The 14,069-nt window shown below is 46.3% G+C and carries 18 protein-coding genes; 7 read left to right on the forward strand and 11 right to left on the reverse strand.

The genetic code is table 11. The annotated features are described in order from the left end of the window. The first annotated feature begins 154 nt into the window (after window positions 1-154). Window positions 155-772, forward strand: a complete 618-nt coding sequence (locus UF06_RS02875; RefSeq protein ID WP_242401976.1) for a hypothetical protein — start codon at window positions 155-157, stop codon at window positions 770-772. Here UF06_RS02875 and UF06_RS02880 read toward each other — a convergent pair. Further along, a complete protein-coding gene (locus tag UF06_RS02880) occupies window positions 735-1,145 on the reverse strand; it encodes a helix-turn-helix transcriptional regulator (protein ID WP_045569098.1) in 411 nt (136 codons plus the stop codon). The two genes, UF06_RS02875 and UF06_RS02880, sit on opposite strands and share 38 nt — an antisense overlap. A 96-nt stretch (window positions 1,146-1,241) precedes the next feature. Between UF06_RS02880 and UF06_RS02885 the strand changes: the two genes are divergently transcribed. The 3 genes from UF06_RS02885 (at window position 1,242) to pepT (ending at window position 4,628) form a co-directional block, all read left to right on the forward strand. Then, a complete protein-coding gene (locus tag UF06_RS02885; RefSeq protein ID WP_045569099.1) occupies window positions 1,242-2,150 on the forward strand; it encodes an aldo/keto reductase family oxidoreductase in 909 nt (302 codons plus the stop codon). A 134-nt stretch (window positions 2,151-2,284) separates the two neighbouring features. After that, window positions 2,285-3,172 carry a DUF6279 family lipoprotein gene (locus tag UF06_RS02890; protein WP_045569100.1) on the forward strand — a complete coding sequence of 296 codons (888 nt, stop codon included), beginning with the start codon at window positions 2,285-2,287 and terminating at the stop codon, window positions 3,170-3,172. A 226-nt stretch (window positions 3,173-3,398) separates the two neighbouring features. Further along, window positions 3,399-4,628, forward strand: coding sequence for a peptidase T (gene pepT / locus UF06_RS02895; RefSeq protein WP_045569101.1), 1,230 nt, complete (start codon window positions 3,399-3,401; stop codon window positions 4,626-4,628). A 73-nt stretch (window positions 4,629-4,701) separates the two neighbouring features. On the opposite strand, the gene UF06_RS02900 is transcribed toward pepT, so the two are convergent. From UF06_RS02900 to arfB, 3 genes are all read right to left on the reverse strand, one after another. After that, window positions 4,702-5,160 carry a cytidine/deoxycytidylate deaminase family protein gene (locus UF06_RS02900; RefSeq protein ID WP_039427294.1) on the reverse strand — a complete coding sequence of 153 codons (459 nt, stop codon included), beginning with the start codon at window positions 5,158-5,160 and terminating at the stop codon, window positions 4,702-4,704. A gap of 130 nt (window positions 5,161-5,290) precedes the next feature. Next, window positions 5,291-7,060: a methyl-accepting chemotaxis protein gene (locus tag UF06_RS02905; protein ID WP_045569102.1), complete on the reverse strand. Its 1,770-nt coding sequence runs from the start codon at window positions 7,058-7,060 to the stop codon at window positions 5,291-5,293. A gap of 134 nt (window positions 7,061-7,194) precedes the next feature. After that, window positions 7,195-7,614 (reverse strand): alternative ribosome rescue aminoacyl-tRNA hydrolase ArfB, encoded by a 420-nt coding sequence (arfB, locus tag UF06_RS02910; protein ID WP_045569103.1) that lies wholly within the window; start codon window positions 7,612-7,614, stop codon window positions 7,195-7,197. A gap of 65 nt (window positions 7,615-7,679) precedes the next feature. On the opposite strand from arfB, the gene UF06_RS02915 reads away from it, so the two are divergent. Continuing rightward, window positions 7,680-8,288, forward strand: coding sequence for a beta-phosphoglucomutase family hydrolase (locus tag UF06_RS02915; RefSeq protein ID WP_045569104.1), 609 nt, complete (start codon window positions 7,680-7,682; stop codon window positions 8,286-8,288). A gap of 107 nt (window positions 8,289-8,395) precedes the next feature. Here UF06_RS02915 and UF06_RS02920 read toward each other — a convergent pair whose 3' ends face one another. Both UF06_RS02920 and UF06_RS02925 read right to left on the reverse strand, forming a co-directional pair. Next, window positions 8,396-8,869, reverse strand: coding sequence for an FKBP-type peptidyl-prolyl cis-trans isomerase (locus tag UF06_RS02920; protein ID WP_045569105.1), 474 nt, complete (start codon window positions 8,867-8,869; stop codon window positions 8,396-8,398). A gap of 17 nt (window positions 8,870-8,886) precedes the next feature. Beyond that, window positions 8,887-9,513, reverse strand: a complete 627-nt coding sequence (locus UF06_RS02925) for a thioredoxin domain-containing protein (RefSeq protein ID WP_045569106.1) — start codon at window positions 9,511-9,513, stop codon at window positions 8,887-8,889. Window positions 9,514-9,796: 283 nt separating this feature from the next. Here UF06_RS02925 and UF06_RS02930 point away from each other — a divergent pair, with 283 nt between their 5' ends. Continuing rightward, window positions 9,797-10,399, forward strand: a complete 603-nt coding sequence (locus UF06_RS02930) for an OmpA family protein (RefSeq protein ID WP_045569107.1) — start codon at window positions 9,797-9,799, stop codon at window positions 10,397-10,399. A gap of 55 nt (window positions 10,400-10,454) precedes the next feature. On the opposite strand, the gene UF06_RS02935 is transcribed toward UF06_RS02930, so the two are convergent. The 4 genes from UF06_RS02935 to UF06_RS02950 all read right to left on the reverse strand — a co-directional run bounded on the left by UF06_RS02935 (window position 10,455) and on the right by UF06_RS02950 (window position 12,233). Further along, the gene (locus UF06_RS02935; protein WP_045569108.1) at window positions 10,455-10,814 is read right to left on the reverse strand and encodes a glutaredoxin; all 360 of its coding nucleotides are present in this window, start codon (window positions 10,812-10,814) and stop codon (window positions 10,455-10,457) included. Window positions 10,815-10,887: 73 nt separating this feature from the next. Then, the gene (locus tag UF06_RS02940; protein WP_045569109.1) at window positions 10,888-11,424 is read right to left on the reverse strand and encodes a hypothetical protein; all 537 of its coding nucleotides are present in this window, start codon (window positions 11,422-11,424) and stop codon (window positions 10,888-10,890) included. Further along, window positions 11,417-11,956, reverse strand: coding sequence for a YaeQ family protein (locus UF06_RS02945; RefSeq protein WP_045569110.1), 540 nt, complete (start codon window positions 11,954-11,956; stop codon window positions 11,417-11,419). Before UF06_RS02945 ends, UF06_RS02940 begins: the two co-directional genes overlap by 8 nt. A gap of 67 nt (window positions 11,957-12,023) precedes the next feature. After that, the gene (locus UF06_RS02950; protein WP_045569111.1) at window positions 12,024-12,233 is read right to left on the reverse strand and encodes a cold-shock protein; all 210 of its coding nucleotides are present in this window, start codon (window positions 12,231-12,233) and stop codon (window positions 12,024-12,026) included. A gap of 387 nt (window positions 12,234-12,620) precedes the next feature. Between UF06_RS02950 and UF06_RS02955 the strand changes: the two genes are divergently transcribed. Beyond that, the gene (locus UF06_RS02955) at window positions 12,621-12,878 is read left to right on the forward strand and encodes a ribosome alternative rescue factor ArfA (RefSeq protein WP_045569112.1); all 258 of its coding nucleotides are present in this window, start codon (window positions 12,621-12,623) and stop codon (window positions 12,876-12,878) included. Here the strand turns inward: UF06_RS02955 and UF06_RS02960 are convergent. After that, window positions 12,875-14,038, reverse strand: coding sequence for a threonine/serine exporter family protein (locus tag UF06_RS02960; RefSeq protein WP_045569113.1), 1,164 nt, complete (start codon window positions 14,036-14,038; stop codon window positions 12,875-12,877). The genes UF06_RS02955 and UF06_RS02960 overlap by 4 nt on opposite strands. Between the last annotated feature and the right edge of the window lie 31 nt (window positions 14,039-14,069).

Below are 14,069 nucleotides of genomic sequence, written 5' to 3' on the forward strand. Positions count from 1 at the left end.
TATAAGATAGGACACATTTTATGGATCAATATCACGTTATCAATGTTTGTTATCACATAATTAATATTTTTTTGAATGCGTTGTTGTTTGTTTATTGCCCGTCTCATGTCTTGGGGAGGTGATAGATATATAAATAAATATAAGGAGCGAACCTGTGTTTCATAATATGTCTAAATATTGCTTTTCGCTAATTTTGCTCGCTAGTGTTTTAGTTTCTTCACCAATGTTGGCTCAAGAGACTGAATATTCAGCGTTTATCTCACATACTCTAATGGGGGAAAGAGCTTTGTTCAGTGAAACTACCATTGTTGAATCGCCATTTTTTGACTGTTCACAAAACGAAGTAGAAAAAAGGTATTGCGTTGACGAACTGACCTACTATCAGCGACCTTTTTTTGGAGAGTTGCAATTAATGGATTCGAAACATGTCTATACGTTGCAAACAGAGTTTGACTTAATCGCTTGGTTGCAACTGCAGTTGAACCTAAGAAAGGATTTGATGCAGATTGCCGAGGTTTCTGCGTCGGGTCACTCATTCGATGTGCAAGTACAGTTAGCAAAAGCCAAGACCCAAGAGAACAGAAACCTTGTCGATAAAAATCTGGTTATTTTCCTCAATAAATACCGAACGCATTCACAAACACAACGTTGGCTCCCAGCTTCGCAGTATCACCTTCAACAGCCCAGCGTGTTAGCCGAAATCGGCCATGATAGTAAATGGATAACCTTGGTGATTACTCGTTTTTTTCCGCCAAAGAAGAACGAGAAATGAATGCTGCCATACCTTCTTTATCTAAAAAACCATCTGCTTTCTTATGCGCACGCAGGTACTGATAGCCAGCAATAATTTGTTGTTGGTTTGGCCATTCTTGTTCGTTGAGTTTTTGCCCCGTCACGTGTTGATAAGCCATGCGATAAGCGGGGGCGTCCACGACCTCGGCTTGGCGGTACAAGTAACCACAGCCTGTGGCCAGCCATTCCAAGGAGCAGTTTGCCCGAACGGCAATTTGATTGGCTTTAGATAGGCTTGGCTCGCTACCATTGAGATACTTACGGATCAAAGCTTCTGAAAGGCCAACACGGCGGGCAAAACCGCTGATGCTCTCTTCGCCAATTAAGGTGTTTAAACGCTGCGCAAAACTCATTACTTCGTACTCCAGTTCGAACAAATCCAGTTTACGCGTTGAGCCAATGGCAAAACAAGTCTAGGATTGACGGCAGTTAAAGAAAAGGAGAACACCATGGTGGCAAAAGTAGTGATTGCACCTCAAGGGCCTGAGTTTTCAGAGCTGATCCAAGGATACTGGCGTTTGGGCGAGTGGAACATGACCCCTCAGCAGCGCTTAACGTTCCTCAAGCAGCATATTGAAATGGGCGTGACGACGGTTGATCACGCCGACATTTATGGTCAGTACGAGTGTGAACGCCTGTTTGGCGAAGCGCTGGCGTTAGATAAGAGCGTACGCCGCGACATCCAAATTGTGAGCAAGTGTGATATCAACTTATGTGGTGAGAAAAACCCACTTCGTAAAGTCAACCATTATGACACCAGCGCGGCGCACATCTATCAATCGGTGAATAATTCGCTAGAGAGATTAGGTGTGGATGAGCTGGATGTCCTGCTTATTCATCGTCCTGACGCCTTGATGGAGGCCGATGAAGTCGCTGAGGCGTTTAACGAACTGCACAAAGTGGGCAAAGTGAAACATTTTGGCGTATCAAACTTTTCGCCACGTCAATTTGATCTTTTGCAGTCGCGTTTGAGTAAACCTTTAGTGACCAACCAAGTGGAAATTAATCCGCTCAATTTTGACGTGGTACAAGATGGCACACTTGATCAGATGCAAACACTCCGCATACGGCCGATGGCTTGGTCATGTTTGGGCGGTGGCGCTCTGTTTCACGGTGACAGTGAGCAAGCATTAAGAGTACGTAACGAGCTGCATGCAATCAAAGAAGAGCTGGGAGCAGGTAGCATCGATGAAGTGGTGTATGCTTGGGTGAGACGTTTGCCCTCCAAGCCACTGCCTATCATTGGCTCAGGTAAAATTGAACGGGTGCAGAGTGCAGTGAATGCGCTTAAGTTGGAATTGAGTCGCGAGCAATGGTATCGCGTTTGGGTGGCCTCAAAAGGCCACGGTGTGCCATAGAACACGCTTTTCAAGGTTAGCCTAAACGGGTGAAGAGTGTTCTTCACCCGTTATGCTTTGGAGTTTGGAATAACTTGGCCAAGCTGGCTAACTAAGTTAACACTAATGTGAAAAACAGATACAGGGACGGTGGAATGTTGTCACGCATCTATGTTCGGATTACGACGAGTGGGCGTTTTATCCTAGGGTTACTTGGCATGCTGTTGCTGCTGACAGGGTGCTCAAACAAAATGGTTTATAACCATCTCGATTGGGTCGTGATGGAGTACATTGATGACTATGTAACCTTGACGGATGAACAAGAAGAGCTGGTGGAAGAGCGCTTGGATGTGCTGCTGCAATGGCACAGAGAAAGCGAACTGCCTATCTATCTATCCCAGTTGCAATTGCTGTCCACCTTGACTGAAACTCAGCTCTCCAAACCCTTTCTCGCCGCGCAAAGAGAAGCATTAACACAGCACCGCTATCGTATCGCGCAAAAACTGGCTCCTGATCTTTACGCTCTGGCGCTCTCGCTAAGTCAGGCGCAGCAAGATGAGCTATTGAAAAATATGATAAAGGCTCATCGCAAACGTGATGAAAAATATGCGGATTTAAATGAGGAAGAGATCCGAGAGCGTTATCAAGAGTTTTTTGTCGAAGGTGCGGAAGAGTGGTTAGGAGAGCTCACGCCTGCGCAACAAGCGCTGATAAAACAGTGGTCGCAAGAAGTCACCATCACGACAGCCGATTGGCGCGCATATCGGGCAGCCTTACGTCAAGCGGTCGAAGCGCTGTTTAAACACAAGCAAGATCCACACTATTTCCAGCAGCATCTTACTCGTTTGCTGCTTGACCCCGAAAGCTACCATGGCGACGCATTTAAGCAAAAGTTGCAGTCGAACGTCGATCTAGCTGACGGATACATTCTGCAACTTGCGCGTTCCATGAACGCGGCCCAATGGCGCCATTTTCATCGCGAGATTAGCGATTGGCAGGAGCTCGCCAGCGAACTGCACGCGCAGGTAGTGGCAAACAGGTAGCCACAAACCGGTAGCGGCAAAATAGTCGCCTTATTTACGTTAAGCACAAGCAATGCAGTAAAAACTGATTCAAAGCAACTTCTCATCCTTTCAAGGGCGTAAGATAGTTCGGCCGGATATCGCCTTGCAGCTCAAATCTCCTTGTTCTATTCGGCATTAGAAGTAGAGAGCATGTCCCTAAAGCAAAAATCCGCTCCTCCTGTTGGCTACCATGATGAGAATTGCTATGAAACATCTAGTACAAAGATTTATTCGCTACGTGACGTTTGACACTCAGTCGAATGCCAAGAAAAAATGCTGCCCAAGTACGCCGGGGCAGTTGAAATTTGCCCAGCACTTAAAGCAAGAGCTCATCGAACTCGGCTTGAGTGACGTACACCTCGATGACAATGGATATTTGATGGCAAAACTGCCGTCAAACGTCAGCTATCCTGTTCCTGCCATCGGATTCATTGCCCATATGGATACCGCGCCGGATGCATCTGGCAAACACGTTAAGCCACAAATTATCGAAGATTATCAAGGTGGCGATATTGCACTTGGTATCGGCGATGAGGTGCTCTCTCCAGTTCAATATCCCGATTTGCACGCTCTGCATGGCCACAACCTGATTGCAACCGATGGCACTACGCTGTTAGGCGCAGACAATAAAGCCGGAATCGCAGAAATTTTATCTGCCATTGAGCTTCTGATGGAAAACCCGCACCTCCCACACGGCGATATCTGCATAGGTTTTACGCCTGATGAAGAGATTGGCCGTGGCGCGGACCATTTTGACGTGGCCCGTTTTGGCGCCGAGTGGGCGTATACGGTTGATGGTGGCCCACAAGGCGAGTTGGAGTACGAGAACTTCAATGCGTCCAGTGCTGACGTTATTTTCCATGGCGTCAGTGTTCATCCGGGAACCGCCAAGGGCAAAATGGTCAATGCGATGACGTTGGCGAGCCGTTTTCACTGCATGATGCCAGAAGATGAGACCCCTGAAGGCACCGAAGGGTATCAAGGTTTCTATCATTTGAAATCGGCGGAGATGGGTGTCGCACGTTCAGAACTGGGCTATATCCTACGAGATTTTTCACGTGAATGCATAGAACAGCGCAAAGCTTTTATGCAGCAACGGGTCGATCAAATGAATGCGCAATTGAAACACGGCTCGGTGGAAGTCCGCTTTACCGACAGTTACTTCAATATGAGGGAGAAAGTCGAACCTTTCCCCCACATTATTGACATTGCCAAACAAGCGATGGAGCAGTGTGATGTTGAGCCAGTGATTAAGCCGATTCGAGGTGGTACAGACGGCGCAAGATTATCCTTTATGGGACTTCCTTGCCCTAACTTATTTACTGGCGGATATAATTTCCACGGCATTCATGAATTTATTTCTATCGAGCAGATGGAAAAATCCGTGGAAGTGATCGTAAAAATCGCAGAGATGACCGCCAAACGCTACGCCTAATCGTTGTGTTCAAAACAGTCGGCCCGGTAATATAACCGGGCCGACTGTTTTTGTTTTGGCAGGTAAAAAGAGACTAACGAACGTCATCGCTGTTTAGGTCGGCCAGCGGTAGCCAGTCCACTTCAACACCCGCTTGATTAAACATATCTTGGCTGACTTGGATCTTATCTCCCCAGCGAGAGAGAAAATCGGCTGATTGCTCAGGGCAATGTACTCGCGCAATTCCTGTTTGGATGATTTTCGCCGCACAGTTTGGGCAAGGAAAATGCGTCACCCAAATATCACAACCATCGAGATCTCGTTTAGAAAACAGGATGGCGTTCTCTTCAGCGTGTAAGGTTTTGAGATATTTCAGCTCTCGCTCATCGGTGTCAACGCTGTCGGAAACACCATGCGGATAGCCATTAAAACCCACTGAGACAATACGATTTTGTTTGGTAATAACCGCGCCGACCTGTGTGGAAGGATCTTTACTCCATGACGCCACCAGTTCTGCCATTTGGTAAAAGCGCTTAGCCCATTTAGATATCATCTTTGTCCTCTCTATCGAAGGCTGTAATTGCTTGCATGATAACGCATTTTAGTTAAAAAAGTAGTCGTTGCGTTATTTAAAGTAGCACCTTGGACCATTGCGCTTTTACTTCAAACTGTGCGTGTCTCCCTCAGCTTTTGCGAGTCTTAAACTGCGCAACCGCTTTGTCCATGTCTTTGGCTTGAGAAGAGACGGTATTCACTTCCGCCAAACACTCTTGGGCTGAATGCATGTTGTTTTCAGAGATGGTGTTGAGCTCGGTAATTGAATCGCTCACTTGTCCCATCACAATGCCTTGTTCTTCAATGGCCGAAGCGATGCGTTCTGAGTTAGCTTGAATATTCGACATATCGATAATAATACGCGCCAAACTGGCATCTAACTGCTCGGATGCGTGCAACGTCTCTTGGCCTTGCTGATTGCACTGCTCAATGTCACTGACGACTTTCGCCATTTGCGACTGGATCGCTGCCACCACTTTGGTGATCTCTTCGGTTGACTGGTGAGTCCGGCTGGCAAGGGCGCGAACTTCATCGGCCACCACGGCAAAGCCTCGGCCTTGTTCACCTGCACGCGCTGCTTCAATCGCTGCGTTAAGTGCCAGTAGGTTGGTCTGCTCTGCGATCCCTTGGATGATGACCACTGCGCCGCCGATTTTGTCCACGTGGTCGTTGAGGGAGTGAATAGACGTTTGGCTATTGGCTAAAATGCTGGTCAGTTGATCAACATTTTTCACCGTCGATACCACCACATTACGTCCAGCTTCGGCGTTTTTCGCTGCTTGTTGCACCCCTTCAACCGCCACAGAAGTACTTTCCGAGATCTCGCTGATGGTGGACACCATTTCCTGCACTGAGATGGTCATGGTCGAAGTGTGATCTGCCTGAACATGGAACTGCTCAATCACGCCTTCCAGTTCATCGTGCATACTGTTGGTGCTGGAAGTGAGCTGGGTCGATTTTTCCTGAGAGTGGAAAATGAGCTGCTCGATTTTTTCTAGCAAGGTATTGAAATAATTTCCAATTTCGACCAATTCGTCATTGCCTTTCATCTGACAGCGCAAACCCACATTGTTGGTTTCACAGATTCGGTGAATCGTATCAGACAGCACTTGAACTTGATGATTGATTGAGCGGGAAATCTGCCAAATGATCCCCACCAGAAGTAAAAGGACGACAGCGGTGACAAATTGCTTAATAAGGTCCATTTGCTGGGTTTGCTCGTTGTACGCTTCGTTGAGAGCGTTAGCAAATGTTTTGAACTGTTCCTCTACGGTGTGGGAGAGATTACGCACTTCCCCCAACAGTCCCTTGTTGTACTGCACGCCAATAGTGACATGCTGATTGGCCACCTGCGCAGCTTGGCTAAGCAGGGTGCTACTTTCTATGCCGCTGAGCAGCTCTTTCTTCACTTCGCCTTGTAATACATTTTGATTGAACTCCATCAAGCGCAGAACTTGTTCCGCGTTGGATGCCTCTTTTGCTCGCTTAAGTTCTTGCAGGTAGCTGCCTAATAAGCCTTGCTGCTCGTTCAGCCCTAGGGTTTGATAGGCCGCGACCAAGTTTTGAAAGCCTTTTTGGTAGGTGAGTAAATCTTGTCGCAACTGAGCGCTTGATGGAAGTTGGTTGCTAGTGAGAATGGCGGCGAGCTGTTTTTCCGTTGAAAGAAAAACATCGACGTTTTTATCAAAAGTAGACAAGTACTTAACATCGCTGCGGAGTAAAAAATCTTTTTCATTGCGACGAAGGTTAAGCAGTCGAATTTCCAAATCTGCGACGAGTTTGATGGCTTGCTGAAGTTGTTCCGATTTAGAAACAAAGTGAGTGGTGGAAAACAGTAGGGCAACAATCCCTAAAATAGCGACAACACCCAAAGAGTAGAGCTTCTGCTTGATAGTCATACGGTATCCTTAGATATGTAAGCAGTTTTATAGTCATTCGTACTAATTATACGTTTATAACGAATGGCGATAAAATTATAAAATCTTATAACCCTACCTAGCTCGCATTTCACTACTGACTTGTAAATAATTGTTTAAAAAGTAACTTTTCCACGTAAGCCCTTTTTGGCTCCTTGGTGCGTTTTTTGTTCAAGTCGCCTTTTAACCGAACCTTTGGTTGGTTTTGTTGCCACTCTTTTCTTATCTTTCTTTATCGCATTTCGAATGATTTGTGCCAAACGTTCTACAGCATCAAGCCGATTTTTTTCAAAACTGCGGTGTTGCTGAGCTTTTAGCACCAAAACGCCCTCTTTATTGATGCGACTGTCTCCGAGATTTAATAAGCATTGCTTATGAAAATCTGGTAGGGTCGATTGCTTGATATCGAAACGCAAATGAACCGCACTCGATACCTTATTGACGTTCTGCCCACCGCAACCTTGTGCCCGAATAGCGATTATTTCCCATTCGTGGCTGGCAAGAACAACCGAGTGAGAGATTTTTAACTCCTGCAACCTTGACTCCTTAATACTAGCCCCTAATGAGCAAACTGACACTCAATATACAAGAAATGATAGCTATGAACAAAAATGACTATTTACGCTATCAAGGTTTGATCTTTGATATGGACGGAACCTTGATTGATACCATGCCCGCACATTTAGAAGCCTGGCGCCAAACGGCTGAATTTTTTGACTTTCCTTTTGAGAGGGAGTGGCTGCATGGGCTGGGGGGGATGCCGAGCTTTAAAATCGCCAGCGAGCTCAACCGCCGCTTTGGCCTGCAACTTGTTGCCAGTGAAGTGTCTGCGTTTAAGATGGATGCTTTTGTCTCACTGAAAAACCATGGCGATATCATTGATGTCACTCATCGTGTGGTAAAAGCGTTCCTCGGCAAGAAAAAACTGGCGGTAGGAACGGGTAGTCAGCGTGAAAGCGCCGAACGCCTGTTAAAAAACAGCGGGCTGCGCTCCTGCTTCGATGTGGTGGTAACAGCAAGTGATGTCACGCAACACAAACCAGAACCGGAGACTTTCCTGCGTGCCGCAGAGCTTTTAGAACTCAGTGCGCAACAATGTGCCGTGTTTGAAGATACCGAACTTGGATTGCAGGCGGCCCATGCAGCGGGTATGGACTGCTTTATAGTTGAAGGTGAGGAGTTGATATTTTATCCGCTGCCTCACCGTTAATTTGTCCCAAACAGGTATAGTGCAACGTATTTGAATCGATACGTAGGTGTTGGTGTAAAACGTTGCGAATAAAAAGTGCCGTCAATGAGCGGCACTTTATAGAATTTTTATTGAATTTCAATCAGTTCGACATCAAAAATCAGTACACTGGCTGGTGGAATAGGGCCAGAACCGCTTTTGCCATAGCCGAGTGAGCTTGGGATAAACAGCCTTACTTTCTCACCTTCAACCATATATTGCAGGCCCTCTTGCCAGCCTTTAATCACTTGATTTAAGCCAAAGCTAATGGGCTCACCGCGCTGAACGGAACTGTCAAACACGCTGCCATCAATTAAAGTGCCGTGATAATGCACTTTCACTCTGCTTGATGCGCTTGGGTGCTTATCACCATGGCCTTTTTGCAGCACCTGATACTGCAAGCCACTCTCTGTGGTGACTACCCCTTCCTTTTTACCGTTCTCTTCTAGAAAGGCTTGGCCAATAGCAAAGTTCGCCTCAGACGCTTTGTGGCTTGTCCAAGTACGGTAGATAAAAAAAGCCGCGAGCAGAAAAATAATAATAGGGAAAACGAATTTAGACACAAATGACCTCTGTAAAGTTAAGGTTGATTAAGTAGATAAGTGATTGTTTGAGCGATCTCATCAGTACTTTTATGGCCACCGGTCAAGACTTGATATTTGCCGTTGACGATAAAAGTCGGTACTGCGTTAATTTGCGCCGCTTGAGATGCCGCGTCCGCTTGCTGAAACAGGGCAAACATCGCTTGCTGCTGTTCTTTCTCTAACTGATATGGGCTAATGAGGTGACGTTTCTCAAACGCTTTTTCGAGTGCTTGTTGTTTTTCTATGCCCGCCACATCGGGACCCATTTGCACAGCCGCAAACAGCTCTTGCATGAAGGCGTGATCTGGCGTCTGCTTGAGCTGCATCACTGCGGTATAAAAAATAAATGCGCTGATTTGCGCACTGTCATTAAACGTGACGTGCATCTTGCCAAATGTTTGCTTGGTTTGCTCTTCCAGTTGAGGAATCACTTCTTCCATAGTTCGGCAGTGGCCACAGGTCAGTGAAAAAACTTCGGTAACCGCAGGCAGATGAAAAGCCTCGAGAGAGGTGGGCAAGGTCTTATATTGCAAGCCTTCTTTAGGCTGCATGGTGTCGCTGCAAGCGACAAGAGTGAAGATGGCGACTACGGCCATCAGCAGTGAAATGAATCGTTTATACATAGTCATGACAACAAGAGAAAAAGAGTTGCGATTTTACCCACTAACCACTCATAGGAAAACCGAATGTTTGGCATAAATCGCAATTTGAAACAATAAGCTATTCTTTAAAGCGGTGAGCCACAGCGGTTAAGCAAGTCTGAACAATCTACACGATATGACCTTGTTCGAGCGCTGAATCACATGTGAGCACGCTATATTGAGGAAACAGCCCCAATTTGCTAAAGATTTTCAAATTGGGTCGATATGATATTGAGAAGTAACTATTTGTGCATTTGGGGTGTCGATGAGAACGAGTCTTTCGCTTTTGTGCGTTTTGCTGTCTGGGTGCAGTAGCCTGATTGCGCCGCCAAATATGCTCGATACGGCGCCCAAAACTGAGGAAGCTTTGATTTATCCTGATTGGGGCGGGGAAGTCAAAGCACAACCAGAGCCGCCAGTCACTCGTGAAGTTACACCGAAGAGAAGCGAGACGAGGGAAACGCTGCAAGCGTTTTTGCAACGTAATCGGATCGAATATCAACTGTTGCCCGGGAATCACATGATGATTCATTTGTCCGAAATCATTCACTTTAAAACGGCTTCAGCCGAAGTGTCTGCCGATTCGGTTCAGTGGATTGGTTTGCTCGGAAATTATCTCTCTTCTCGTGATGATATTGACGTCGTAATCGATGGTCACGCAGACAGTACGGGGACAAGTGGCTTTAATAACTCGCTGTCAGAGCGACGTGCTGACGAAGTGAAAAAGCAATTGTTGATGTCGCGAGTTCCTGAACGTAGAGTGTATACGCGTGGATACGGCGAGTATCTGCCCGCTTGCTCTAACCGTTCTATTAACGGACGCAAATGCAATCGTAGGGTAGAGTTGATGTTAATCGTTACCCAATAATCGGCAAAAGTGTTACTCAAGGATAAGGGCACCGAGTGGTGCCTTTGATCTTTTCTTAGGCAAATTCTTTTTCAAGGTAGGCAACAATATCAGAGGATTCGTACAGCCAGCGAGTCAGGCCATCTTCCTCAATGCGTAGACAGGGCACTTTGATCTTACCGCCGCCTTGTTGCAAGGCTTGACGATGTTCGGCGTTGTTCTTTGCGTCGCGCAGTTCAAAGTGAACCGATTGTCTTTTCATTGCTCTGCGCACTTTGACGCAAAATGGGCACGCTTCAAATTGATACAGCGATAGATTTTTGGCTTTTGCATCGACAAAGGCTTGCGCTTCCCGGCTACGCTGTATGCCTTTGGGAGCAAAAATAGCATTTGCCAGTAGGATCAATTTGCCTAAAAACCAACGAATAAAGCGCATAGCGAATCTCCACGTTTAATAAATCGCGTCGGAGTGTACCAGTGTTACGCTTGTTACAAAACCATGAAATTTATCAAGCAAATAGATTGCGTATTCGTTGCCAGAAACCCCTTGGCGGATTGTCGCGTTGGTAAAGCACTTTGCCTTGATAAAAACTTTGCATAAACTCGCTGCGAATGGCATCAGGTTGCATTTTTAGAAACGGGCTGAGGTGCTGTGCGGTTTCGTGGGCGTGATCATTCGCTAAACTAAAATCCATGTTGAGGCGACCTTGCACAAATAACCATAAGGTTGTCACCACGCTGAGATCCTGTAGCGTAACGTCGTTAAAACATTCGGCGAACTCTTCTCCCAGTTCACTCTCGAACACTGAATGCATTGCTTGGCGACTTTTCGCATGTTGCATGAAATCGGCGAGTGTTTCACTGTGGGCTTTGGTCAACAAACCAAGTAGGAGCAACTGCTTGGGCGTTTGCGGCTTATTTTTAACCACTCGCAGATATAAATCGTTTTGCCCAGTGCAAAAGCGGGCGAGAGCTTGTGGGTGGTTTTCTACAAATTCAAGTGTATGGACGCCGATGCCACTTAGCTGTTGCTCAAGTTCATTCATGAGTTTGTAAACCTTGCCAGTCGATTTGCTGGTGGAAGTGGTCACCATCGACAAAAATTGAGTTTCCGGAGATCATCACTGACAATGTGGTGCCTCGTTCGATCTGAGTGGCGAAAGCGTCCACCGCCGCCGCATCCAATTGATAAACGTTAACAGGCAGTGATTGAAATTTTCCCTTATTCTTTTCCCACCACACGGCGCTTTTGCTATTGAAGCTGTAAACAACCACTTGTTGGGCCTGTCGAGAGGCTTTTTTCATTCGCTCGGCTTCGGGTTCGCCGACATCTATCCAAACGCTGATGGAGTCGTCGTACTCTTTCTTCCAGATGTCAGGCTCTTCCGTACTCGACAGTCCTTTGGTGAAGGCTAGGTCGGGCTGGGCATGCAAACAGAATGCAAGCAAGCGCGCTGCTAAGCGTTCGATTTTTTCAGAGGGGTGCAGTGCGGTGGTGATGGAAATCGTATCAAAATAGTCGCGATTCATATCGGTTAGGTTGATACGGAATTTGTAGATCGTCGGTTTGAGTGCCATAAGATTGAATTTCAAGCATAAAAATAGCCAGCACTATGGCTGGCTACCGTAAAAAAGTCTAGTCTAATTAAAGCGCTGTGATTTCTTCTGCTTGAGGACCTTTTTGGCCTTGTGAGATGACGAAAGAGACTTTTTGGCCTTCAGCGAGTGAACGGAAGCCATCACCTTTGATTGCAGAGAAGTGCGCAAAAACGTCCGGGCCGTTTTCTTGCTTGATAAAACCAAAGCCTTTAGTTTCGTTAAACCATTTTACGGTGCCGGTTACTGTGTTAGACATGTGTAAATCCTATCTATATCAAAATTTATTTAGCCGAATTGACGACTGGTATTGCATAAAGAAAAAAATACATTTGTAACCCACAGTTCTGGAATTTTGTAAAATTCGCCGAAATGTGTAAAACAAAAGACTTCCTTTCTGTTCGACCCAAAGTCTAGGTTAACTTACGCAAGAGTCAATGGATAAACCTCGGTAAATTGAGATTATTTGTCGCCAATCACTATTTTGTTTTCGACTATTAATCGATCTTACAAATTAATGATGCGTCAAATAAATTTTGCTGATGGACAAGATATAAATAATCTGTCAATTGATATAAGAATTGACAGCCAACGCGCTTTGATCTCAAATAGTCGCTGAAATGAGACACCCCGGGAGGGAAAAGGAATGAAAAGCAAAAATAAGATTCACTCTGACACTCATGAACATGAGTTAGGCAGAGGAGTGATACAAGATAACGCGCTTAAGGCGTTGGTCACCAGCCAGTTGTTTAAGACTCGGGTGGTGAAAGCGAAAAAAGGTAAAGGCAGTTTCAGCCGTAAAATGAAACATAGAGGCAAAGAGCCCGGTGCAAAGGGGATGAAGAAAATCCATTTTGCACCGGGCTCTTTCGTTATAGATGGTTTAATACCAGTTTTGGGTTAATGCTCTATTTTCGGTGAATAGATAGCGTACGCGGTAATTTGGCCAGCGACAATCGCCGAAAACATGAACAGAGCGGAAAGTCCAATACTAGGGATCGGCAAAATGGATTGCTCAAATACTGACTGACCTGCGCTCACTAACACGCGGCTTCCCGGAACCAAAATGATGATGCCTTGCACAATATATATTGAGCCAGTCAGATCCATTTTTTTAGCTAGCCATGTACCGTACAAGGTGATGAGCACCGTTGTGATCCAAGTGCCAACCACCCAGCCACTCTCAAAGCCCAAATATAGCGGCCCCCACATGCCAAGAATTGCCACAGGCAAGCCGAGAACAATGTCCAAGGGCCTGGCATTAAACAAAATGCCTAATGAAACGGAAAGCAAGAACAAGCCGAAAATGTGCATCCAGATCGGCACCTGATTGGTGTATGAAATTGAGGTTGCTTGCCCCCAGATCGCTTCGCCGATATTGAGCCCCATAACGATGCCCACAAAGAGTTTTATCAACGTCAACACGCTCTGCCCAAAGAGGCTGGTACCGGAAATCAGATCATTAAAGGCGAGACACTCTAACGAGTTGGCGATGGAAAGCCCCGGCACAAACAAAATGACCGCGGCAATACACAATGCCCAGACGGGGATGGGTAATCCTGTGTTGGCAAGAAACGCGACGAAAATGCCAGTCACCAAGGCAGAGAAGAACTCCACCGCAATAGCACGGCGTGAATGAAAAACTTGTTGGCAGAGCCAAATCATCAGCCCAAGTAAAAAGGCGAAGCCGACCGCTTCTAAAGTGCTGCCGACCAACATCAGATACGCAGGCGGAATGCCCATGTTCGCCATGGCAATCACCCATTTGGAATAGCCAACGGGTTCGGGGACCGGTTCACTGCTGGGTTGATTAATTCGGATGATGGTGTTTGCCAGCAAACTCAAATTAATTGAGGCAGGTTTGAGGCGTTTCATCACAACCGTATTGTTGGCGTCGGTAAACTGGTAATTAATCGCCGTCGGCGTCGCCTGTATCATCACGTCCACACCATGTTTTTGTGCGTAGTGCTGGGTATATTTTTCAACTTTGTAAGGTGCACAACCACTGCGATGCAGGGTATCGCCAATTTCTACGATTTTCTTAATTCGGTAGTGCGACGGCATGGTGACAATCTGAGCCAATTTTAAAGTGGCG

Source organism: Vibrio sp. S234-5, assembly GCF_000960595.1.
GTDB lineage: Bacteria > Pseudomonadota > Gammaproteobacteria > Enterobacterales > Vibrionaceae > Vibrio.

Coding starts and splice junctions, on each gene's coding strand:
- UF06_RS02880 (WP_045569098.1), bottom strand. CDS start 1,145: ATGAGTTTTGCGCAGCGTTTAAACACCTTAATTGGCGAAGAGAGCATC.
- UF06_RS02885 (WP_045569099.1), top strand. CDS start 1,242: ATGGTGGCAAAAGTAGTGATTGCACCTCAAGGGCCTGAGTTTTCAGAG.
- UF06_RS02890 (WP_045569100.1), top strand. CDS start 2,285: ATGTTGTCACGCATCTATGTTCGGATTACGACGAGTGGGCGTTTTATC.
- pepT (WP_045569101.1), top strand. CDS start 3,399: ATGAAACATCTAGTACAAAGATTTATTCGCTACGTGACGTTTGACACT.
- UF06_RS02900 (WP_039427294.1), bottom strand. CDS start 5,160: ATGATATCTAAATGGGCTAAGCGCTTTTACCAAATGGCAGAACTGGTG.
- UF06_RS02905 (WP_045569102.1), bottom strand. CDS start 7,060: ATGACTATCAAGCAGAAGCTCTACTCTTTGGGTGTTGTCGCTATTTTA.
- UF06_RS02915 (WP_045569104.1), top strand. CDS start 7,680: ATGAACAAAAATGACTATTTACGCTATCAAGGTTTGATCTTTGATATG.
- UF06_RS02925 (WP_045569106.1), bottom strand. CDS start 9,513: ATGTATAAACGATTCATTTCACTGCTGATGGCCGTAGTCGCCATCTTC.
- UF06_RS02930 (WP_045569107.1), top strand. CDS start 9,797: ATGAGAACGAGTCTTTCGCTTTTGTGCGTTTTGCTGTCTGGGTGCAGT.
- UF06_RS02935 (WP_045569108.1), bottom strand. CDS start 10,814: ATGCGCTTTATTCGTTGGTTTTTAGGCAAATTGATCCTACTGGCAAAT.
- UF06_RS02940 (WP_045569109.1), bottom strand. CDS start 11,424: ATGAATGAACTTGAGCAACAGCTAAGTGGCATCGGCGTCCATACACTT.
- UF06_RS02945 (WP_045569110.1), bottom strand. CDS start 11,956: ATGGCACTCAAACCGACGATCTACAAATTCCGTATCAACCTAACCGAT.
- UF06_RS02950 (WP_045569111.1), bottom strand. CDS start 12,233: ATGTCTAACACAGTAACCGGCACCGTAAAATGGTTTAACGAAACTAAA.
- UF06_RS02955 (WP_045569112.1), top strand. CDS start 12,621: ATGAAAAGCAAAAATAAGATTCACTCTGACACTCATGAACATGAGTTA.
- UF06_RS02960 (WP_045569113.1), bottom strand. CDS start 14,038: ATGCCGTCGCACTACCGAATTAAGAAAATCGTAGAAATTGGCGATACC.